This window comes from Chitinophaga nivalis (genome assembly GCF_025989125.1).
GTDB lineage: Bacteria > Bacteroidota > Bacteroidia > Chitinophagales > Chitinophagaceae > Chitinophaga > Chitinophaga nivalis.
In genome coordinates this window covers 174,283-194,981 of the sequence record NZ_JAPDNR010000001.1, presented here as the reverse complement: position 1 = coordinate 194,981, position 20,699 = coordinate 174,283, and the positions used below count along the sequence as shown (strand labels likewise).

Sequence of the window (20,699 nt, the reverse complement as noted above, 5' to 3'; positions counted from 1 at the left end):
AGATAAAAAAATAAGGAGCAGCTACCCGCTGCTCCTTATTTTTTTATTCTCGTGAGTTTTTTAATGACTGGTTGTCAGTTCAAACTTATCGCCATCAAATAATCCCAGGTCACTGAGCTTCAGGTGAGGAATCACCAGCAGCGCCATAAATGACAGGGTCATGAAAGGAGAGTTTAACTGTGAACCCAATGCTTTTGCTGCCTGATCCAGCGCACTGTATTGCGTTGCAATCGTATATCCGTCGAGGTTACTCATTAAACCGGCTACCGGTAACGGTAATACCTGTACTTCTTTTCCATTGGCCACACTGATACCTCCCTGTGCAGTGATGATGGCATTAATAGCTGCACATAAACTTTCATCATCCGTACCAACAGCTATAATGTTATGACTATCGTGTGCTACAGAAGAGGCAATAGCGCCGTGCTGCAGGTGGAAGCCACGAATAAATGCCAGTGCCGGCGGCGCTTCCCGGTAACGGTTAACGACTACCAGTTTCAGGGTATCCTGTGATACATCACTGTGCAGGGTACCGTTGACAACAGGTAGGGTAGCAGTAGTGCTACCGGTGATCAGTTGACCATCGGTGGCAGTAATCACTTTTACAGTAGCAGTAGTAGCGGTACTATCTGTAACGGTTATACGAAGATCGGTGACTGTTTTCGCATGGCAAACGAAGTTGTTTACCGGAACGGCAGGCACCGGTGCTATCAGTGTTTGCCCGTTTTCTGCTACTTTGGTACCGTTGATATAGGTGGCTTGTATGTTGAAGTGCTGTAAGTCATCGATCACAATAAAATCAGCGGCATCACCAGCGCGGAGCAATCCATTACTGAGTTTATAATGCAATACCGGGTTAACGCAGGCGGCGCGCAATACTTTAAAAAGCTCCACACCATGTGCCAGTGCACGTTTTACCAGCAGATTAATATGTCCCTCTACCAGGTTGTCGGGGTGTTTATCGTCGCTGCAGAACATGATTTTTTCCGGATAGTCGTGCAGCAATGGAATGAGTGCTTCAAAGTTTTTGGCGGCACTGCCTTCCCGGATGAGGATGTGCATACCGTATTGCAGTTTATCCAGTGCTTCTTCCAGGGTGAAACATTCATGATCGGTACTGATACCGGCTGCAATATAATTGCGGGCATCTTCTCCGCGGAGGCCTGGTGCATGGCCATCGACAGGTTTGTTTACTTTCTGTGCCGCTGCAATTTTAGCCAGTACTTCCGGATCTTTATGCAATACGCCGGGGAAGTTCATCATCTCCGTCAGGTAAAGAATGTCATCCCGTTGCAGCAACGCTTCAATATCGGCTACACTCACAGTGGCGCCTGCTGTTTCAAAAACAGTAGCGGGTACACAGGAGGGCGCACCGAAGTTAAATTTAAAGGGTACCTGTTTCCCGTTTTCCAGCATAAACTCCACGCCTTTTACGCCCATTACATTGGCTATTTCATGCGGATCGCTGATGGTGGCAATGGTACCGTGTACAACGGCCAGCCGCGCAAACTCCGAAGGGATGAGCATGGAACTTTCCACATGTACATGGGCATCAGTAAATCCTGGTAGTATGTAATGCGTATACACCTCGTTATTACGCGCAATGTGGCGGATAACACCGTTCTCTATATGCAGGGTAGCCGGATATATTTCCTGTTGGAGGATATCTACCAGGTTACCGGAAATCTGGAATGTATTCATACCGCAAAACTAAGGAATAGCAGGCAGTTTGAATACCGGCAGTTTTTTTGAAAGAAAGAGTGGAGCGATGTTTTTTGGTTATCTTTATTCGATCACTAAAATTCATACAAAACATCTTTTATGAAAGGCATGAAGGTTTTAACATGGGCTGTTGCTTTTTTAATGGCCGGTATCAGTACATACGCACAATCACTCGAGGAGATAGTCGATAAAAATATTGCCGCAATGGGTGGTGCCAATAAATTCAAAACAGTGCAAACGCAGTATGTGGAAGGGAAAATGGAAGTGCAAGGCATGGAAGTACCCTTGAAAAGGTGGGTAAAGCAGGATGAAGGAATGCGGCTGGAATTCAATGTACAGGGCACTACCAATATACAGGTGGTCACCAGTACCGCAGGCTGGAGCCTGATGCCGGTGATGATGCAAACCACTCCGCAGGATATGGATGCAGCTACATTTAAACTGATGAAAACACAGCTGGATCTGAAAGGTGATTTTTATGATTACAAAGCAAGAGGTAAACAACTCTCTTTGCTGGGGAAAGAGGACGTGAATGGTGCGCCGGCATATAAGTTGAAAATAGTATCAGCAGATGGTACAGAAGGCCTGGCATTTGTAGATGCCGCCAATTTTTACCTGGTAAAAGCTGTGAATAAAGTAGAGATACAAGGCCAATCCGTGGAACTGGTTACGTTGATGTCTGATTACCGGAAAACTCCGGAGGGATTTGCTTATCCGGCGGTAACAGAACAGCAGCCTTCCGGCGTGAAAATCAACATCGAAAAAGTAGTCACTAATCAGCCAGTGGAGAGTAGTTTATTTGAAAAGCCTGCGAAATAAGCTGATCACAGTATTATAAATCGTTATTCCGGGAAGATATCCGTGCGCTGTTGGCCGGTATATCTTCCCGGAACTGTTTACCGCCTTATTTTCCTTTGTATAGTGCTGTCATGGCGCTGGCTTCTGTGGCCAGTTTTTCTGCGAGGTGAGCGGGTTGCAATACTTTCACGTTGGCGCCGTAACTGAGCAGGGTCATGATGAGTTCGGGATTAATGACCACCTGGAGGGATATACGGCATTCCTTGCTGTTATCTTCCAGTATTTCCTGTGAAGCGTGAATCGGCTGCGATTTCACATATTTTCCCTGCCGTGGGGTAAAGCGCAGGATGACCTGTTCCGGCTCTCCGTCGTGTACGGTAATACCTACTGCATGCTGGAAGTAACTGGCTTCGTCGAAGTTTTTTTCATCGAAATGTTTATTGGTCGGCCATATGTTAACAACCCTGTCGAGGGCAAAAGTAATGACGGCGCCGCCCCGTGTTTTCTGACTTTTGCCGATCAGGTAAAAGCGGTGCTGGTATTCGCGCAGGTGAAAAGGTTCTACCCAGTGTTCCTTGGGTTCATCGCGGTCGAAACTCTGGTAGGAAATACGGATTACTTCCAGGTTTTTGATGGCATCCACGATTTCAGGAATATGCTCGGCGCCTTTGTACTGGGAGGTACGGGTAAATTTAATCAACCCCTTGTGTTGCAGGGCTTCCCGGTTCATTTTCAGGCTGGCAGCAATTTTCAGAATCGCGTCTTCAAACTGTTGTACTACCGGCAGGCTTCTGAATTGTTCCAGTATGCCAATGGCTATTTCCAGGCCTTGCAGGTCTGCTTCTTCAATGGGAATATTGCTGATGGAAAAATTATCGTCTGCATAGCGGTAAGTACCGCTGCTGCGATCATATACAATAGGCGCCATATAGTTCAGCTCCGGGTCCTGGCGCATATCCTGTATGTCCTTCTGAATAGTACGTGTAGAGATGTCTGTATCCATTTTTTCGGATACGTATTCAATAAGGTGTTCCAGTGTAGGTTTGGGCAGGCGTTTGTTACGCAGCCTTTCATCAATCCAGCGGTAACGTGATACCGCATCCTTATTCTTTGGCACAAGATAAAGTTTAGAAAATAAAAATAAGGAATTCTCCTTTTTGCGACCTCTATTTAAAATTTTATAACAGGATGTTCACTACGCAAATTCTATGCGCGCAGGAAGGGTAGCTTTGTATTGTTATTAAAACCTGATAGTTATGAACAAGGTACATACAACTACAGCCATTACCAACATACAGGCCATTTCAATCGGACAGATTATCATGGATGACTCCAACTACCTGACATTATGGGGGCATGTGCAACTGGAAGAGGTGTGGCATCTGTGCGACTTTGTAACAACCTATGAGGTGATGAACACCATGTTGCGTTACGGTCATGATAAGCATGATGCGGTGCAGATGACAATTGTGAAGAAATTGGAAAACATGCGGCGTATACCGGAAATCATCGACCTGGAAACCGAACTGGGGGCAGCCGTGGTATTTGATAATATGACCTTCTGCCTGCAGAAACCCTCGTTGCAGCCGGAAAATAACTGGGAGCCTTACTCTGATGAAGAGTGTTATTATATAGAGAAAGTAGTAGCATTGCCGCCTATGCCTGCTTTACCCGATCTGCCGCCGGCCGCCCTTGCTGGCAGCAGGAATAGTCTGACCGAGTGCATCAGCACTTTTCAGCATTATTATGCCCTATACCTTGGATTTATTGAACTGGAGCTGGAAGAGGAAGCAGCCCGGATGGAAGCCGGCCTGGCAGATGATCATCTGTTCAGTATGGCCTATCACGCCTGGCAGCTTCCTGCTTCAGGTCAATAAGCAACTTTTGTAAATTTTGTAAAGCCATATTTTGTCCGTTTGATTAACCCCCTTTTTATCCATTTAACCCTTTTTATCCAGTTGATTTAACCCTGATTTGACCCAGTTTGTTACCCTGTTTGTTAGCCCCAATTACCCCATTTTAAAAAAAATAAAATAAAAAAATGAAAAAACTCCCTTAAAGTCTATAAATTTTGTAGGAAAATCCTATTTTTGAACAAGTAAATCGTAGAACTATGAGTTTAAGACTGGGGGACATCGCACCCAATTTCAAAGCCAATACCACATTAGGGGAAATAGACTTTTACGATTATCTCGGCGATAGCTGGGGCGTAATATTCTCCCATCCCGCAGATTTTACACCAGTATGTACAACTGAATTAGGTAGAACCGCTTTATTAAAAGATGAGTTTGCCAAAAGAGATGTTAAAGTACTGGCTATCAGTGTAGACCCATTAGATAAACACCTTAGCTGGATAGGAGATATTAACGAAACACAACAATGTGACGTAACTTTCCCTATTATTGCAGACCAGGATAAAACAGTGGCCAACTTGTATGATATGATTCATCCAAACGCTTCTGAAACGTTTACCGTTAGATCCTTGTTTATCATCGGTCCTGATAAGAAAATAAAACTGACGATCACCTATCCGGCTTCTACCGGCAGGAATTTTCACGAAGTTTTACGCGTTATCGACTCCCTGCAGCTGACTGCTAAATACAGTGTAGCTACGCCAGCAAACTGGCAGGATGGCGAAGACGTAATCGTTACAGCGGCTGTTCCGACTGCAGATATTCCGGAACGTTTTCCGAAAGGCCACAAAATTATCAAGCCTTATCTGAGAACAACACCGCAGCCGAACAAGTAATTGATAGCTATAGTGCTGTTTATTAATAACCAGATAACAGTACTTCCTAATAAGAATTTTTAATGGTTGGTTTTTGATTTTTACGAAACGGGGATTTTTCCCCGTTTTTTTATTTTATCCCCTTACCAACGCGGCTTGCCACGAAAGTTACCTGCATAAAAAAAGCCCACCGGCGATAAATTGCCAATGGGCCAGTGTTAAACCAAAACTATGTTAACTGCGATGTTTTCTCAGTTGATTCAGCAAGGCACTCATATCTTTCGGTAACGGCGCCTCTACTACGTAAGGCTGGCCATTCGGTCCTTTAAACTCCAGCATGGCGGCATGTAAGGCCAGGCGGCTCAGTATCGGACGTTCTTCTTCTGTATGTTTACCCAGTTTAAACTTCTTTTTAATGGCAGATAACAACACGGGTTCCGGGCTGCCATACAATTCATCCACGGCAATCGGATGCCCCAGGAATTTCATGTGTACCCTGATCTGGTGTGTACGACCGGTATGAATACGCATTCTCACCAGGCTATACAAGCCAAATTCTTCCAGCACTTCATAATCCGTTAAGGAAGCTTTTCCCTTGCGGTTGGTTACCATCTTTCCTTTTTGCACCGGGTGCTCCATAATGCCTTCATTCACACTGCCTTGTTTGACAGCCGGCTGACCGCTGACGAGGCCCAGGTAATATTTTTTTACATCCCGGCCTTCAAAAAGCTGAGAGAAGTATTTATGGGCAGCTTCGTTGCGGGCAAACAGGATAATGCCACTGGTGTCGCGATCGAGCCGGTGTACCACGAATATTTCCCCATATGCCTTTTTCATAATGGCATTCAGGGAAATCAGTTCGTTGTCATGCCGGTCGGGCAGCGTCAGCACGCCGGAAGGTTTATTAACGATAACAAAATCCGGCGTCTCTAATAAAATATGATCTTCTAATCGCATCAGCTATCGCCGGTTATTTTTTAAAATGTTTCAGCAGGATCACTTCTTTTTCCGTGAGGAAACGCCATTGTCCGCGGTTCAGTGTTTTTTTGGTAAGGCCGGCATACATCACACGATCCAGTTTTTCCACTGAATAGCCCAGGTGTTCGAAGATACGGCGTACAATACGGTTTTTACCGCTATGGATTTCAATACCGATCTGTTTTTTATCCTTGGGATCTACGTAACCCAGGGCATCCACCAGCGCTACACCATCTTCCAGGGTAACACCATCGATGATTTTTTCGAAATCACCTTTAGTCAGTGGTTTCTCCAGTTCTACCTGGTATATTTTTTTGATGTTGTGTTTCGGATGTGCCAGGCGCTGAGCGAGTTCTCCATCGTTGGTCAGTAACAACAGGCCGGAAGTATTCCGGTCAAGTCTTCCCACCGGGTAAACCCTTTCATTTTCAGCAGCTTCCTGTACCAGGTCCATCACGGTTTTCCGTCCTTCCGGATCGTCGGTAGTGGTAATATATCCTTTAGGTTTGTTGAGGAGGATGTACACCAGGTTTTTAGTCAGATGCACTTTCTTATCCTGCATGGTAACGGTATCGCTGGCGGTAACTTTGGTAGCTGGTTCGGTGATGACTTTACCATTTACCGTTACTTTCCCTTCCTTGATGAAGTCTACCGCTTTGCGGCGGGAGCAAAGCCCGCAGTGTGCGATATATTTATTCAGGGGCATTTCACCAGGGCCAAAGGAACTTTCTTTGGATGCTTTGGTGGGATTTTTCGTGTGCTCGTTATCGTTAGTGGTCCTTTTTTTAGATCCTTTGCTTCTTTCCTGTTTGTCAGCAAAACGATCATTGGTCCGGTCAAAGAATTTTTTACGGTTAAAGCCGCTGGGGGTTTCTTTCCGGTCGCCTTTTTTGCCTTTGCCACTGTCGCCATGGAAGTGGAAAACGCTGTCGTCGCTGGATTTCTTAGGCTCGTAGGTTTTTCTGCCAGTTGCCTTTTTATCGCTGCCGAAGCTGCGTTTCCGGGCGGGTTTATCTGATCCGCCGGCCGCCTCTCCGAAGCCTGATTTTTGATCTGTGTTTATATCATCCTTTTTGAAGGAAGTGTAGATGCGTTTCCGCGCTGGTTTGTCGTCGCTTTTTTTGTCGGTATCAAAGCTGCGTTTCCGTTCTGGTTTAGGGCCATCAAAACTGCGTTTACGGAAAGAAGGTTTGTCACCATCGGTTTTATCGCCGTCAAAGCTGCGTTTACGGAAAGAAGGTTTGTCATCACCGGTTTTATCGCCGTCAAAGCTGCGTTTGCGGAAAGCGGGTTTATCGTCACCGGTTTTATCGCCGTCAAAACTGCGTTTACGGAAAGCAGGTTTATCGTCACCGGTTTTATCGCCGTCAAAACTGCGTTTACGGAAAGCGGGTTTATCACCACTGGTTTTATCTCCGTCGAAACTACGTTTACGGAAAGAAGGTTTGTCAGCACTGGTTTTATCTCCGTCAAAGCTGCGTTTGCGGAAAGGTTTATCATCACTGCTGCTGTTATCTTTTGCAGATGCTCTTCCTGGCCTTTCACCATCAGCGGAGGAGCGGTTGCGGTTGCCTGCTGGTTTATCGTATTTATCGGATCGCTTGTCTTTAAAAGTTCCCGACCCTTTTTTAGCAGGTTGTTGTTTCTTCATAAACTATTATTGATTGGTGATCCTTCCTATGCAGGAAGGACCAATGGAAATTTTGTTTTAGTGATATCAGCCTTTGTTGGCCAGTTGTCCGCAGGCAGCGTCAATATCTTTACCACGGCTGCGGCGTAGTCTCGCATTCACCCGGTTCTTGCCAAGATATGCCATGAATTCCTCTGCGGTCTGGGCTTCCGGTTTCTGGAAGCGGGCATTATCAATTGGGTTATATTCGATGATGTTTACCAGGTCGGCAGGTACCTGCCGGTAAATTTTAATCAGTTCATCTGCATCTGCTTTTGAATCATTAAAGTCCTTGAAGAGGATATATTCAAAAGAGATTTCATTCTCGGTGGCTTTATAAAAATAGTTCAATGCCTCTATCAGTTCCTTCAGGCTGTTGGAATCGTTGATAGGCATGATTTCGCTACGTTTTTTATCATTGGCGGCATGTAAAGACAAGGCCAGGTTAAAACGTACTTTATCGTCGCCCAGCTGCCGGATCATTTTGGCCACACCGGCGGTAGATACGGTAATACGTTTGGGCGACATGCCGAGACCGTCCGGAGCGGTGATCCGTTCGATGGCCTGTAACACGTTTTTGTAGTTGAGCAGGGGTTCTCCCATACCCATAAATACAATATTGCTTAGCTTTTTACCATAGTGCTCCAGGGCCTGTTGGTTAATCAGCGCTACTTCATCATAAATTTCATCGTAATCCAGGTTACGTTTACGGTCCATATAGCCTGTAGCACAGAACTTACAGCTCAGGCTACAACCAACCTGTGATGATACACAGGCCGTCTGGCGCGTATCTGTAGGAATAAGCACGCCTTCCACCAGGTGGTTGTCGTGCAGGCGGAACCGGCTTTTAATGGTACCATCTGTACTCTTCTGTACAGTATCTACTGTTACTGCCGGAAGGGTAAAATGTGTTTCCAGTTTGTGACGTAAATCTTTGGAGAGATTGGTCATGGCGTCAAAGCTATTGGCGTGACGCAACCATACCCATTCGTATACTTGTTTAGCACGGAAAGGCTTTTCGCCTATAGATCCGAAATATTCCTGTAATGCCGGTAAACTTAAATGCCGGATGTTTTTGTTGTCAGACTTCATTATTGACCATTAATTGAGCAAATGCCTGCCTTACGGCAGTCGGAAAGCATCTGCAAAGATACTGAATATTGGCGTACTGCCGGAATGTCTTGCTAAATACAATACCACGGCCATTCCCCTGTTCCCGGGCCCGGTTTGGAGAGCTATATTGCAGCCGTAAAAGGCCCTGAAAAGCGGTATTTTGCCGAAAAGGAGAGGGTTTGATGTAAGTGGCTGAATGTCAGTTTGTAAGGCGCTTTTTGATGCCAGAGATGCACAATACCAGCCAACAGCACACCGGAGGTTTTATTGGCTGAGTTAGTGGGATGTCTTTTATTTGCATATCACCTAAAATCTATACACCAAAATGCAAGTTGCTTATATAGTAGATGCAGTACGTACCCCAATAGGCCGCTATGGCGGAGCTTTAAGTACCATCCGCCCGGACGATATGCTGGCACATGTAATAAAAGGGTTGTTAAAAAGAAATCCCACAATAGATCCTGCTGTCATTGAAGATGTGATTGCCGGCGCTGCCAACCAGGCCGGAGAAGATAACCGCGATGTAGCCCGTATGGCGGCTTTGCTGGCAGGACTGCCGGTAACGGTAGCCGGCAACACCGTTAATCGTTTATGCGCTTCCGGTATGCAGGCTATCATGGATGCTGCCCGGGCAGTAATGTGCGGAGAAGGAGATGTATATGTAGCCGGCGGCGTGGAAAGCATGACCCGGGCCCCTTTTGTCATGGCCAAAGCAGACGGACCTTTCAGCCGTAAGGCCGAAATATATGATACCACCATTGGCTGGCGCTTTACCAATAAAGCCCTGGCAGATATGTATCATCCCTATTCGATGGGAGAAACGGCAGAAAATGTTGCCCGCCAATGGAATATAGGCCGGGAAGAACAGGATATTTTTGCCCTGCGCAGCCAGCAGCAATATAAACAAGCCCTGGAAGCAGGTAAGTGGAACGATGAAATTATTCCGGTAACGATTACTCCCAATAAAGGAGAAGCCATTATTTTTTCAACAGATGAACAACCCCGCGACACCTCGCTGGAAAAACTGGCGGGCCTACGTCCTGCTTTTGCGAAAGATGGTTCTGTTACGGCAGGTAATTCTTCCGGGATCAATGATGGGGCAGCAGCGGTATTGATCGTATCTGAAAAAGCATTGAAACAATTCAACCTGCAGCCATTAGCGCAGATCAAATCTATGGCAGTGGCAGGGGTAGACCCGTCGGTGATGGGGATTGGTCCGGTACCGGCTACTCAGAAAGCCTTGCAGCGGGCAGGTTTGCAAATACATCAACTGGATCTGGCAGAACTGAATGAAGCTTTTGCCGCTCAGTCACTGGCCTGTATGAAGGATCTGGGCATCAACCCGGATATTGTGAATGTCAACGGAGGGGCTATCGCCATCGGACATCCGCTGGGATGCAGCGGTTCCAGAATTACAGCTACTTTATTACACGAAATGAAACGGCGCGACGGCGCCAGATATGGCCTTGCTACGATGTGTGTCGGAGTAGGGCAGGGCGTTGCCATCATATACGAACGGCTTTGATCAATAGAATAAACTATGCCAACTAAACCGAAGAAGTCCTTTTACTGGGGCTTTACCATGGTGCTATTAAGCGCCGTGTGTTTTTCCATGAAAGCTATTTTCATTAAGCTGATTTACAGGGCAGCGCCGGTAGATGCCATTACGGTGCTGGCGCTGCGGATGTTGTTTGCCTTGCCTTTTTATGTGCTGACAGCGTTGGTGCTGTGGCGGCAGGAAGGTAATCAGCAACTCAGTGGCCGTCAATGGCTGACCATTGGCATACTGGGTGTCTTGGGGTATTACCTGAGTGGTATCCTGGACTTTATGGGTTTACAGTATATCACGGCCGGTATGGAGCGGCTGATCCTTTTCCTGTATCCTACTTTTGCGTTGCTGATGTCGGCCATGTTTTTCGGGAAACGTATTACCACGATTCAATGGCAGGCATTGCTGCTGGCATACATTGGTATCGTGATCGCTTTTGTGGGAGATATTGGTCACCTGAATACAGGCGCACATCTGGTGCTGGGATGTTTGCTGGTGGCCGGATGTGCCGTGGCGTATGCATTTTACATGGTGGGAGGCGCGGAAATCATTTTGCAGGTGGGTGCCATGAAATTTACGGCCTATGCGCTCATTTTTTCTACATTGGGTGTATTCACACATTATCTGTTGCAATATGGTTTTCAGCCCCGGCATTTTTCTTCCTACACGATCAGTATGAGTGTATGCCTGGCCGTTATTTCTACGGTGCTGCCTACGTTTTTGTTATCGGCAGGTATGAAGTATGTAGGGGCGGGAAATGCCGCCATTATTGGCATTGTAGGGCCGGTAGCTACGATTTTGCTGGCGATGTTTTTTTTACAGGAGTCTGTCAGCTGGCCGCAGTTGCTGGGAACGGTGCTGGTATTGGCGGGTGTGTGGCTGATCGGAAAGAAGAAAACGGCCACGGAAAGGTCCTAAAATAGCGAGCGGTCGGACATTACATCCGGCCGCTCGTTGCTGGCAAGCAAAAAAAGGGTCGTTCACAGACAAATTTGCTTCTCCGTCATCATTTTACGGAGATTGATCAGACCATACCGCATCCGACCCAGTGCAGTATTGATACTCACTTGCGTGAGATCCGCAATTTCTTTGAAGCTCAGTTCTGCATAGTGCCGCAGAATAATCACTTCCCGTTGTTCTTCCGGCAGCATATCCAGCATACGCCGGACACGGTCGTGGCTTTGACGGGTCATGATTTTATCTTCAGCACAGCTGTCGCTGAATCCCAGTACATCAAAAATATCTTTGTCGTCGCCGGTTTTAATCATCGGCGTACGCTTGATCTTTCTGAAATGATCCACACACAGGTTATGTGCAATACGCATCGCCCAAGGTAAAAACTTACCCTTTTCGGTATAGCGTTCTGCACGTATCGTGTCTATGATTTTGATGAAAGTGTCCTGGAATATATCTTCTGCTAAAAAGTAGTCCTTTACCAATAGCAGTATGGAAGTAAATACTTTTTCCCGGTGGCGGTGCACCAGTTCCTCCAATGCGGAAGAATGTCCCTTTTTGAAGAGGGTAATTAACTGCTCATCGCACAATTTGTACATTATTTGCATAAACTTCTACAACTAGGCGGGTTAGTAAATAATTACAGCCTTTACAGCCAGTTTGGTTGTTTAAATTAGGTAGAGTTTAAGCGATAATGAGTAGTTTTAGTGTTAAGAGATAATGAAATCCTGTTACAGGTTTATAAAACAGGGCTATTGCAAATATAAAAGATTACTTCAATAAAACAAATAATAATTAGCTGTAAAAATCCCCCTTTAGCCTTTGTCCATTAGCTTTTCACGTGTAATGTGGTGGCACTTTTCAAGCTAACACATTCAAAGCTAATCGCTAAAACGAGACACCTTACCTAACATCTTTTCCCTTAAATTTGTTCTGTCATGGCAACAAAAGTTAAAAAACAGGAGACCGCAATCGTTCCTCAGGAAGTTAGCCCGCAGGATCAGATTTTCATAAAAGGTGCACGGGTACACAATCTCAAGAATGTCAGTGTAGCTATTCCGCGTAATAAACTGGTCGTAGTAACGGGCGTGTCCGGATCAGGTAAGTCCTCCCTTACCATGGATACCTTGTACGCAGAAGGACAACGTCGTTATGCAGAGAGCCTGAGTGCCTACGCCCGGCAGTTCCTCATGCGTATGAACAAGCCGGATGTGGATTATATCAAAGGGATTTGTCCTGCAATCGCAATAGAACAAAAGGTCATCACCCGTACACCCAGGTCTACCGTGGGTTCAATGACGGAGATCTACGATTACCTGCGGTTATTGTTTGGCCGGGTAGGGAAAACCTATTCGCCTGTATCCGGGCAGCTGGTAAAGAAACATGAAGTCAGTGATGTGGTAGATTACATCATAAAGCTGAAACACGGGAGCAAAGTATTGTTGCTCGCGCCTTTCCGCCGCCACGCCAAAAGAGACGTGAAAGAGGAACTGAACATCCTGATGCAGAAAGGTTTTTCCCGGTTGTATTCACCTGCCGGAGAAGGTAATGGTCTGCTACGGCTGGAGGAACTGCTGGAGCAGAAAAAACCGGCAGTACCGGAAGATGCCTGGGTATTGATAGACAGGCTGGTAGTGAAGGATTTTGAGGAAGATGATAAACATCGTATAGCCGACAGCGTTCAAACCGCTTTTTATGAGAGCGAAGGAGACTGTTATGTAGAAGTCGACGGCAGCAAAATGGAACATTTTGCCAACCGTTTTGAACTGGATGGTTTACAATTTGAAGAACCGGTACCTAACCTGTTCTCGTTTAATAATCCCTATGGTGCGTGTCCTACCTGCGAAGGATTCGGACAGGTGCTGGGTATTGATACCGATCTGGTGATTCCGGATAAACGCCTGAGTGTTTTTGAAGGAGCGGTAGCACCGTGGAGAGGTGAAAAAATGGGAGAATACAAAGAAGCATTGATCAAAGCTTCCCGTAAATTCGGATTTCCGATACACAAGCCCATTGCAGATCTTACAGATGAACAGGTAAAACTGTTGTGGACCGGAAATGAACATTTCTATGGGCTGAACGAATTCTTTAAGATGGTAGAGCAGAATCTCTACAAGGTACAGTATCGCGTATTACAGGCCCGTTATCGTGGCCGTACGGTTTGTCCGGATTGTGGAGGCGGCCGTTTACGTAAAGAAGCGCTGTATATCAAAGTGGGAGGCTGCAACATTGCCGCACTGGTAGAAATGCCGGTGGAAAACCTGAAAGTCTGGTTTGATGAACTGGAGTTGAATGAGTATGATCAACAGGTTGCCAAAAGAATTCTCATCGAAATTAATCATCGCCTGAAAACATTACTGGATGTAGGTTTGGGATATCTTACCCTGAATCGTGTGGCCAATACCCTGAGTGGTGGGGAAAGTCAGCGTATACAGCTCACCCGCACCCTGGGAAGTAACCTCACCAATTCCATGTATATACTGGATGAGCCGAGTATCGGGCTGCATGCAAGAGATACCCATCGCCTGATCCGGGTACTGAAAGAACTGCGCGACCTGGGTAACACCGTAGTAGTTGTAGAGCATGATGAACAGATGATGGAAGAAGCAGACTATATCATCGATATGGGACCGCTGGCCAGCCACCTGGGAGGAGAAGTAATTTTTGCCGGCACTTACGAACAGATACTGAAAGACGGCAAAAGCCTGACGGGTAAATATCTCAGCGGTAATTATACCATTGATCCACCGGAAAAATTACGTAAATGGAAAAAAGCCATTACGCTGGAAGGCTGCCGGCAGCACAACCTGAAAGATATCAGTGTTGATTTTCCATTACAGGTCCTGACAGTGGTGACAGGAGTGAGTGGTTCCGGAAAAACCACGCTGGTAAAACAGATCCTGTATCCGGCATTAATGAAACTGAAGGGTGAATTTGCGGAAAGGGTAGGATTCCATAAAGCCCTGAAAGGTGCGGTGGATGATATCACGCAGATAGAAATGATTGATCAGAATCCTATTGGTAAATCATCCCGTTCCAACCCGGTTACCTATATCAAAGCATATGATGAAATCCGCGATCTGTATTCCAAACAACCTTTGAGTAAGATGCGTGGTTTCCAGCCCAAACATTTTTCTTTCAATGTGGATGGCGGCCGTTGTGATTCCTGTAAGGGAGAAGGAGAAGTGGTAGTGGAAATGCAGTTCCTGGCAGATGTGCATCTGACTTGCGAAAGCTGTGGTGGTAAAAGGTTTAAGGATGAAGTGCTGGAGGTAACCTACAAGGGTAAAAATATTTACGAAATACTGGAACTGGGCGTGGATGAAGCACTGGAGTTCTTCCAGGATGAAAAAGACGTTTGCAACAAAATACGTCCGCTCAGCAGCGTAGGACTGGGTTACGTAAAGCTGGGACAAAGCAGCGATACATTGAGTGGCGGGGAGGCGCAACGGGTGAAGCTGGCGTCTTTCCTGGGTAAGGGCAAAGCACAGGGCCACATCCTGTTTATCTTTGATGAACCTACCACGGGTCTTCATTTTCATGATATTAAAAAGCTATTGGACTCTTTTAATGCCCTGATTGACCAGGGACATACCGTATTGGTGATAGAACACAACCTGGATGTGATCCGGAGTGCAGACTGGGTGATAGACCTGGGACCTGAAGGAGGTGCTGGTGGTGGTAATCTGCTGTATACCGGCGTGCCGGAAGGGTTGAAAAAGGTGAAGAATAGCTATACAGGGAAATTCCTGTAGATGATAAACCTAAAATGGACAAATGCCCATTATGTTTTCGCTTGTAAACGAAAATATAATGGGCATTTTTATGAAGAAATAATTTACTGCTGTACTTCATAAACGGTAAAATCGTAATTTAGCAAAAGGCATAGGTTGGCTTTCTTATTTAAAAATTACCTGTAATTCACTAAGCTGATACATAGGTGGTAGCGTACCAATGATGTACTGACTGGCTGTTCAATCCCCCATACTTTTATCTCTCATTTTAAACTACTAATTGTTATGTATTCCTTATCCTGACTGCATGGTCAGTAAAATCGTAATTTAGCAAAAGACATAGATTGGCTTTCTTTTTTAAAATTCACCTGTAATTCCCTAACCTGATGAAAAGGTCGTAGGGTGCGAATGATTTATTGGCTGGCTGTTCAATACCCCAAATTTTATCTCTCAATTTTAAACCATTAATGTTATGGATTCCTTATCCTGCATGCACGCGCAGTGGGATGCTCTATCCCGGAACAGAAATGAGTGGAACAACATTGTCGGGGCCTTACTAAGTCCCATTGGCACCCGGATGATAGCGCTACTGCAACTTAAAGATCAGTCGTTTGTTTTGGATGTAGGAACGGGTACAGGAGAACCCGGCTTAACCATCGCAGAAAAATTTCCCGGCAGTCATGTGACGGGCATTGATCTTTCCGAAAAAATGCTGGAAATAGCCCGGCAAAATGCTGCCAGACGGGATATTACCAATTTTGTTACCCATTGCTGCAATGCCATGGAGCTGCCTTTTGAAACAGATAGCTTCGATGCCGTATTATGCCGGAATGGCGTCATGTTTTTTACTGATACAGCAGCCGGTTTACAGGAAATGCAACGGGTACTCCGCCCGGGATGCAGGATGGCTGTTTCTGCCTGGGGACTATTGGATAAAAATCTGTGGATTGCCATGGTGCTGGATGCCGTGCGGGAGGTAACCAAACGCTATCGGTATAATAAGCATGTTCCCGGCATGTTTTATTGTATGGAACCTGGTTTTATGACAGACTGGTTTGAAGAAATCAATATGCAGGAAATTCAGGAAGAAGAACTGACGGGGATTATTGAATTCAGCTCAGCAGATGAACACTGGAATTATGTTACGAATGTAAGTGCTGCGGTCGTAAATGCTTTGTCCGGAATGGATGAAATGCAGCAGGAGCAGGTGCGGGAGCTGGTTCGTAAAAAAATCGATACCCATATTATCCGGGAAAAACTGTATTTCCAGTGGACCGCCAGAATAACGAGCGGGGTTAAATAATCAATATTTTTTTACCGGACCGGAGGCAGTTCCCGGTCCGGTAAAATATAAAACGTTACGGTAATCAGCGAAGTCTGTCCAGTGACTTGATCAGCTTCTCATCTTTATAGATACCTCTCGCCGCCAGAAACAGGAAGATGATGATCAGTATCGGTAAAAAAGAAGCAGGCAGATACGAGGCACTGGCAATGGTAGTGCCACCCGTACTTAATTTATTGGCAGTTTCCTGTACAATGTAATACTGGTAAGCGATAGCGCCGGTAGTGAACAGGATGTTGAAGATCGTTAAGCGGAACTGTAACTTCCTCTTTTTGAAGAGAAAAATACAGATCAGGGCTACCAGAATAATAATCGTGTAAAGCACAAACAGGAGGTAGTTGCTGGAGGCATTTACATATGTTTCCGTGCCATTGCTGAGTTTGGCTTTCCACAAATTGTAAAATAAAGCAGCGGTGCCACCACCGGCAGCCAATAGCAGGTAAAGACTCTGTATGCGTTGTATCATGATATTTGTGAATGTTTAACACCGTAAAAGTAAGTAAATTTAACGGTTGAAATACGCATTATCTCCCGGAGGTAAAACGAATTTGCTGATATGGCTTACCGCAATACTTTGTATATTGCACGCCCATTAACAATCTTTATATTTATATGGCAAGAAAACTGAATAAGCAGGATGCATTGGATTACCATGCAATGGGCAGGCCGGGTAAAATTGAAGTAATACCTACGAAGAACACGAAAACGCAGTGGGACCTCTCTTTAGCCTACTCTCCAGGCGTAGCAGAACCTTGTAAAGAAATTTTCAACGACGAAGAAAACGTTTACAAATACACCGCCAAGGGCAACCTGGTGGGGGTCATCAGTAACGGTTCCGCCGTACTGGGCCTGGGTAATATTGGCCCCGCAGCCAGCAAACCGGTAATGGAAGGTAAAGCTGTATTATTCAAAATATTTGCGGATATAGATGTATTTGACATCGAACTGAATGCCAGCGATCCTGATAGTTTTGTGGCGGCAGTAAAGGCTTTGGAACCTACCTTCGGCGGCATCAACCTCGAAGATATCAAAAGCCCGGAGTGTTTTGAAATTGAAGAAAGACTCCGTAAAGAGCTGAAAATACCTATCATGCACGATGACCAGCACGGTACCGCCATTATTTCCGGCGCCGCCCTGCTGAACGCATTGGAGCTGGTGAAAAAGAAAATAGAGAAAGTAAAACTGGTGGTAAATGGTGCTGGTGCCGCTGCTATGGCCTGCGTAAAGCTGTACGTAGCATTGGGTGCCAAACCGGAAAACTTCATCCTGTTTGATAAAGATGGCGTGGTAAACAAAGACCGTAAAGATCTTTCCGCCATGCACATGCAATTTGCCACCACTTCCAAGGTAAAACTGCTGGAAGAAGCCATGAAAGGTGCAGACGTATTCCTGGGCCTCTCCGTAGGAAACGTGGTTACCCAGGCGATGATAAAAAGCATGGCAAAAAATCCGATCGTATTCGCCATGGCGAACCCTGATCCGGAAATTGCCTACGATACCGCCATTGCCGCCCGTCCGGACATCATTATGGCTACCGGCCGTTCTGATTATCCTAACCAGGTGAATAACGTACTGGGTTTCCCTTATATCTTCCGGGGCGCCCTGGACGTAAGAGCTACCCAGATCAACGAAGCCATGAAACTGGCCGCCGTTAGAGCCCTGGCAGAACTGGCAAAGTCACCGGTGCCAGACATCGTGAACCTGGCTTACAATGAAAGAAATATCTTCTTCGGACCTAAATATATCATTCCTAAACCACTGGATCCGCGGCTGTTAAGTACAGTGGCGCCGGCGGTAGCCAAAGCGGCCATGGAAAGTGGCGTAGCCCAGCATCCTATTACCGATTGGGAAGCTTATAAACAGGAACTGAACGGCCGTTTAGGACTGGACAACCAGCTCTTCAGAGTCATTGGTACCAAAGCCCGTCGTGATCCAAGGAAAGTGGTATTTGCAGAAGCAGATAATATCAAGATCCTGAAAGCGGCCCAGGTGGTGAACGATGAAGGTATTGCCTTCCCGATCCTGCTGGGTAACGAAGCACGTATTCGCTCCCTCATGCTGGAAAACGCCATCGAAATCGATGACGCCGTGATCATTGATCCGAAGAGCGATGAAATGCAGGATAAACGTCATGAATTCGGAGACCTGTTCTTTGAAAAACGTAAACGTAAAGGATTTAACCTGTATGAAGCCAGGAAAATCATGCGTGAACGTAACTACTTCGGTTGTATGATGGTGGAAACAGGAGAAGCTGATGCGCTGATCTCCGGTCTTACCCGTAAGTATCCGGATACGATCCGTCCTGCCCTGCAGGTGATTGGTATGGAAGAAGGGGTACAGCGTGTAGCCGGTATGTATATCATCCAAACCAAACGTGGACCGCTGTTCCTGGCTGATACCACGGTGAACTTTAATCCTACTGCAGAAGAACTGGCGGATATTACCCTGATGGTGGCAAAAGAAGTGAAACACTTCAACATTACCCCACGCATTGCCATGGTATCCTATTCCAACTTCGGCTCCAGTCAGACACCGGAAGCACAGCTGGTAAGCAAAGCCCGTGAAATTGTAAAACAACGGGAACCTTCGCTCATCGTAGATGGTGAAATCCAGGCAGCGATGGCCTTTAACAAGGAAATCCTGAAAGATAACTATCCGTTTACAGAGCTGATCGGAGAAGAAGTGAATACCCTCATTTTCCCGAACCTCACAGCTGGTAACGTGGCTTATAACCTCCTGCAGGAAGTAGCTGGTTTTGATGCCATCGGTCCGGTATTGCTGGGTATGAAAAAGCCGGTACACATCCTGCAGTTGGGTAGTACGGTAAGACAGATCGTAAACATGGTGAACATCGCCGTAGTAGACGCGCAGGAAAAATGCTGCAGAGAGAAGGAGTTGGCAGCAGGCAAGAAAAAGAAGAAATAGTTTTATAAAGCAGCCGGACTAAACCGGGAGGCGTTGTAACAAAGGAAAAACGGGGATAGATTAATCCTGTTTCTCCTTCGTTATAACGCCTTTCTGCTTTATATTTATAGTATGCAAATTATTTCCCGGAAAAAGATTTTCTTCCCGATTAATACCGCTTTCCGCAATTACCTGAAAATGTATGAACGGGAGGTGAAACTACCGATAACGTACGAAGAGCTGCGTTATTATGATCATGCTATATCTGTGTATGATAAGGAAGGAAAGGATACACTGTGGGAAACAGTCTTTTATCCGCAAAGTATGATGGCGCCTATTCATGCGGGGCTGAAACGGATCTACTCTATCCTGAAAGCCGGTGGTAACCAGGCGGCGGAAGAACACCTGCATATTGAAAGGATCGATTATTGCACATTTGGTAACTCTTATCCTTTCCGTATCAAAATTGTAAATAACTACAACGAAGTATATGATTACTTCTATATCAAAATAGCGGATGCTTCCCGCATTTATGGCCTCGAGCTGGAACACATCCTGTCGCCCTACTGGATGAACTTCCTGGTAGATGGGAATACCCTGGTGGAAGAACATATTGCCGGTGTGCCGGGCGATCAGTTTATACTGCATTATCTCAACAGGCTTGATTTTAACCCGAAACGTATTGCCAAGGAATTTGTAAAATTCAATGAACGCTGCTTTGTACGCCTGCTGGGAGATATGCGTTCCTATAACTTTATCTTTGATATTACCCCCGACTTCGATGATGTGCAGTTTCGCATCCGGGCAATAGATTTTGATCAGCAGTTTTATGAAGGCCGCCGGACGCTATACATGCCCCAGTTTTTTAAAGAGAACCGGGTGTTTGTGGAACTCGCCATGAAACACCTGAATGCAGAAGTAGTGAAACAGTATCAGCAAGAGGAGCGTGCATTGATTGCGCGTCGTATCAAAGCGCAGCGGCACCGCATCAAAGATCTGCGCGATGTAATCATGACAGACCGGGTATCTTTTCCTGAAAAAATACAGCAGTTGGGAAATGAACTGGCGGAATATTATCATGATACCGTTTTTTCCCGTTGTAAAACAATGGGAGAAATAATTGAGCGGAGTTTGAAGCGGGTACTGGTAAGTGGTTTAAAGTAAATGGGGTATTAAATCTTAAATTAGGATTTGATTGCCAAAATCCT

Annotated in this window: 16 protein-coding genes; 9 read left to right on the top strand and 7 right to left on the bottom strand. The window is 45.8% G+C overall.

From position 1 onward, the window contains the following. Positions 1 to 60 precede the first annotated feature (60 nt). Positions 61 to 1,701 (bottom strand): adenine deaminase, encoded by a 1,641-nt coding sequence (ade, locus tag OL444_RS00760; RefSeq protein ID WP_264735160.1) that lies wholly within the window; start codon positions 1,699 to 1,701, stop codon positions 61 to 63. A 120-nt stretch (positions 1,702 to 1,821) separates the two neighbouring features. Here ade and OL444_RS00755 point away from each other — a divergent pair, with 120 nt between their 5' ends. Continuing rightward, positions 1,822 to 2,541 carry a hypothetical protein gene (locus OL444_RS00755; RefSeq protein ID WP_264735161.1) on the top strand — a complete coding sequence of 240 codons (720 nt, stop codon included), beginning with the start codon at positions 1,822 to 1,824 and terminating at the stop codon, positions 2,539 to 2,541. An 85-nt stretch (positions 2,542 to 2,626) separates the two neighbouring features. On the opposite strand, the gene OL444_RS31880 is transcribed toward OL444_RS00755, so the two are convergent. Then, the gene (locus tag OL444_RS31880) at positions 2,627 to 3,637 is read right to left on the bottom strand and encodes a helix-turn-helix transcriptional regulator (RefSeq protein WP_264735162.1); all 1,011 of its coding nucleotides are present in this window, start codon (positions 3,635 to 3,637) and stop codon (positions 2,627 to 2,629) included. A gap of 139 nt (positions 3,638 to 3,776) precedes the next feature. Between OL444_RS31880 and OL444_RS00745 the strand changes: the two genes are divergently transcribed. Both OL444_RS00745 and OL444_RS00740 read left to right on the top strand, forming a co-directional pair. Further along, entirely contained in the window at positions 3,777 to 4,397 is a 621-nt protein-coding gene (locus OL444_RS00745) for a hypothetical protein (RefSeq protein WP_264735163.1), read from the top strand. A 236-nt stretch (positions 4,398 to 4,633) separates the two neighbouring features. Continuing rightward, the gene (locus OL444_RS00740) at positions 4,634 to 5,269 is read left to right on the top strand and encodes a peroxiredoxin (RefSeq protein WP_264735164.1); all 636 of its coding nucleotides are present in this window, start codon (positions 4,634 to 4,636) and stop codon (positions 5,267 to 5,269) included. A 213-nt stretch (positions 5,270 to 5,482) separates the two neighbouring features. Here OL444_RS00740 and OL444_RS00735 read toward each other — a convergent pair whose 3' ends face one another. The 3 genes from OL444_RS00735 to rlmN all read right to left on the bottom strand — a co-directional run bounded on the left by OL444_RS00735 (position 5,483) and on the right by rlmN (position 8,987). Continuing rightward, the gene (locus OL444_RS00735) at positions 5,483 to 6,205 is read right to left on the bottom strand and encodes an RluA family pseudouridine synthase (protein ID WP_264735165.1); all 723 of its coding nucleotides are present in this window, start codon (positions 6,203 to 6,205) and stop codon (positions 5,483 to 5,485) included. Positions 6,206 to 6,218: 13 nt separating this feature from the next. Beyond that, the gene (locus OL444_RS00730; protein WP_264735166.1) at positions 6,219 to 7,877 is read right to left on the bottom strand and encodes a pseudouridine synthase; all 1,659 of its coding nucleotides are present in this window, start codon (positions 7,875 to 7,877) and stop codon (positions 6,219 to 6,221) included. Between the two features lie 66 nt (positions 7,878 to 7,943). Then, positions 7,944 to 8,987, bottom strand: coding sequence for a dual-specificity RNA methyltransferase RlmN (rlmN, locus tag OL444_RS00725; RefSeq protein WP_264735167.1), 1,044 nt, complete (start codon positions 8,985 to 8,987; stop codon positions 7,944 to 7,946). A 346-nt stretch (positions 8,988 to 9,333) separates the two neighbouring features. On the opposite strand from rlmN, the gene OL444_RS00720 reads away from it, so the two are divergent. Both OL444_RS00720 and OL444_RS00715 read left to right on the top strand, forming a co-directional pair. Further along, positions 9,334 to 10,533 (top strand): thiolase family protein, encoded by a 1,200-nt coding sequence (locus OL444_RS00720; RefSeq protein WP_264735168.1) that lies wholly within the window; start codon positions 9,334 to 9,336, stop codon positions 10,531 to 10,533. A 15-nt stretch (positions 10,534 to 10,548) separates the two neighbouring features. Beyond that, complete coding sequence (locus OL444_RS00715; protein ID WP_264735169.1) at positions 10,549 to 11,475, top strand: DMT family transporter; 927 nt, start codon at positions 10,549 to 10,551, stop codon at positions 11,473 to 11,475. Between the two features lie 62 nt (positions 11,476 to 11,537). Here OL444_RS00715 and OL444_RS00710 read toward each other — a convergent pair whose 3' ends face one another. Next, on the bottom strand, positions 11,538 to 12,110 hold the full coding sequence (locus tag OL444_RS00710) for an RNA polymerase sigma factor (RefSeq protein ID WP_264735170.1): 573 nt from the start codon (positions 12,108 to 12,110) through the stop codon (positions 11,538 to 11,540). A gap of 339 nt (positions 12,111 to 12,449) precedes the next feature. Here OL444_RS00710 and uvrA point away from each other — a divergent pair, with 339 nt between their 5' ends. Together uvrA and OL444_RS00700 are read left to right on the top strand one after the other, a co-directional pair. Continuing rightward, on the top strand, positions 12,450 to 15,266 hold the full coding sequence (uvrA, locus tag OL444_RS00705) for an excinuclease ABC subunit UvrA (protein ID WP_264735171.1): 2,817 nt from the start codon (positions 12,450 to 12,452) through the stop codon (positions 15,264 to 15,266). Between the two features lie 451 nt (positions 15,267 to 15,717). Then, on the top strand, positions 15,718 to 16,548 hold the full coding sequence (locus OL444_RS00700) for a class I SAM-dependent methyltransferase (protein ID WP_264735172.1): 831 nt from the start codon (positions 15,718 to 15,720) through the stop codon (positions 16,546 to 16,548). A gap of 64 nt (positions 16,549 to 16,612) precedes the next feature. On the opposite strand, the gene OL444_RS00695 is transcribed toward OL444_RS00700, so the two are convergent. Further along, entirely contained in the window at positions 16,613 to 17,053 is a 441-nt protein-coding gene (locus tag OL444_RS00695) for a DUF4293 domain-containing protein (RefSeq protein WP_264735173.1), read from the bottom strand. Between the two features lie 146 nt (positions 17,054 to 17,199). Between OL444_RS00695 and OL444_RS32080 the strand changes: the two genes are divergently transcribed. Further along, entirely contained in the window at positions 17,200 to 19,512 is a 2,313-nt protein-coding gene (locus tag OL444_RS32080) for an NADP-dependent malic enzyme (RefSeq protein ID WP_264735174.1), read from the top strand. A gap of 111 nt (positions 19,513 to 19,623) precedes the next feature. Continuing rightward, positions 19,624 to 20,655, top strand: coding sequence for a hypothetical protein (locus OL444_RS00685; protein ID WP_264735175.1), 1,032 nt, complete (start codon positions 19,624 to 19,626; stop codon positions 20,653 to 20,655). Positions 20,656 to 20,699 lie beyond the last annotated feature (44 nt).

Coding starts and splice junctions, on each gene's coding strand:
- ade (WP_264735160.1), bottom strand. CDS start 1,701: ATGAATACATTCCAGATTTCCGGTAACCTGGTAGATATCCTCCAACAG.
- OL444_RS00755 (WP_264735161.1), top strand. CDS start 1,822: ATGAAAGGCATGAAGGTTTTAACATGGGCTGTTGCTTTTTTAATGGCC.
- OL444_RS00745 (WP_264735163.1), top strand. CDS start 3,777: ATGAACAAGGTACATACAACTACAGCCATTACCAACATACAGGCCATT.
- OL444_RS00740 (WP_264735164.1), top strand. CDS start 4,634: ATGAGTTTAAGACTGGGGGACATCGCACCCAATTTCAAAGCCAATACC.
- OL444_RS00735 (WP_264735165.1), bottom strand. CDS start 6,205: ATGCGATTAGAAGATCATATTTTATTAGAGACGCCGGATTTTGTTATC.
- OL444_RS00730 (WP_264735166.1), bottom strand. CDS start 7,877: ATGAAGAAACAACAACCTGCTAAAAAAGGGTCGGGAACTTTTAAAGAC.
- rlmN (WP_264735167.1), bottom strand. CDS start 8,987: ATGAAGTCTGACAACAAAAACATCCGGCATTTAAGTTTACCGGCATTA.
- OL444_RS00720 (WP_264735168.1), top strand. CDS start 9,334: ATGCAAGTTGCTTATATAGTAGATGCAGTACGTACCCCAATAGGCCGC.
- OL444_RS00715 (WP_264735169.1), top strand. CDS start 10,549: ATGCCAACTAAACCGAAGAAGTCCTTTTACTGGGGCTTTACCATGGTG.
- OL444_RS00710 (WP_264735170.1), bottom strand. CDS start 12,110: ATGTACAAATTGTGCGATGAGCAGTTAATTACCCTCTTCAAAAAGGGA.
- uvrA (WP_264735171.1), top strand. CDS start 12,450: ATGGCAACAAAAGTTAAAAAACAGGAGACCGCAATCGTTCCTCAGGAA.
- OL444_RS00700 (WP_264735172.1), top strand. CDS start 15,718: ATGGATTCCTTATCCTGCATGCACGCGCAGTGGGATGCTCTATCCCGG.
- OL444_RS00695 (WP_264735173.1), bottom strand. CDS start 17,053: ATGATACAACGCATACAGAGTCTTTACCTGCTATTGGCTGCCGGTGGT.
- OL444_RS32080 (WP_264735174.1), top strand. CDS start 17,200: ATGGCAAGAAAACTGAATAAGCAGGATGCATTGGATTACCATGCAATG.
- OL444_RS00685 (WP_264735175.1), top strand. CDS start 19,624: ATGCAAATTATTTCCCGGAAAAAGATTTTCTTCCCGATTAATACCGCT.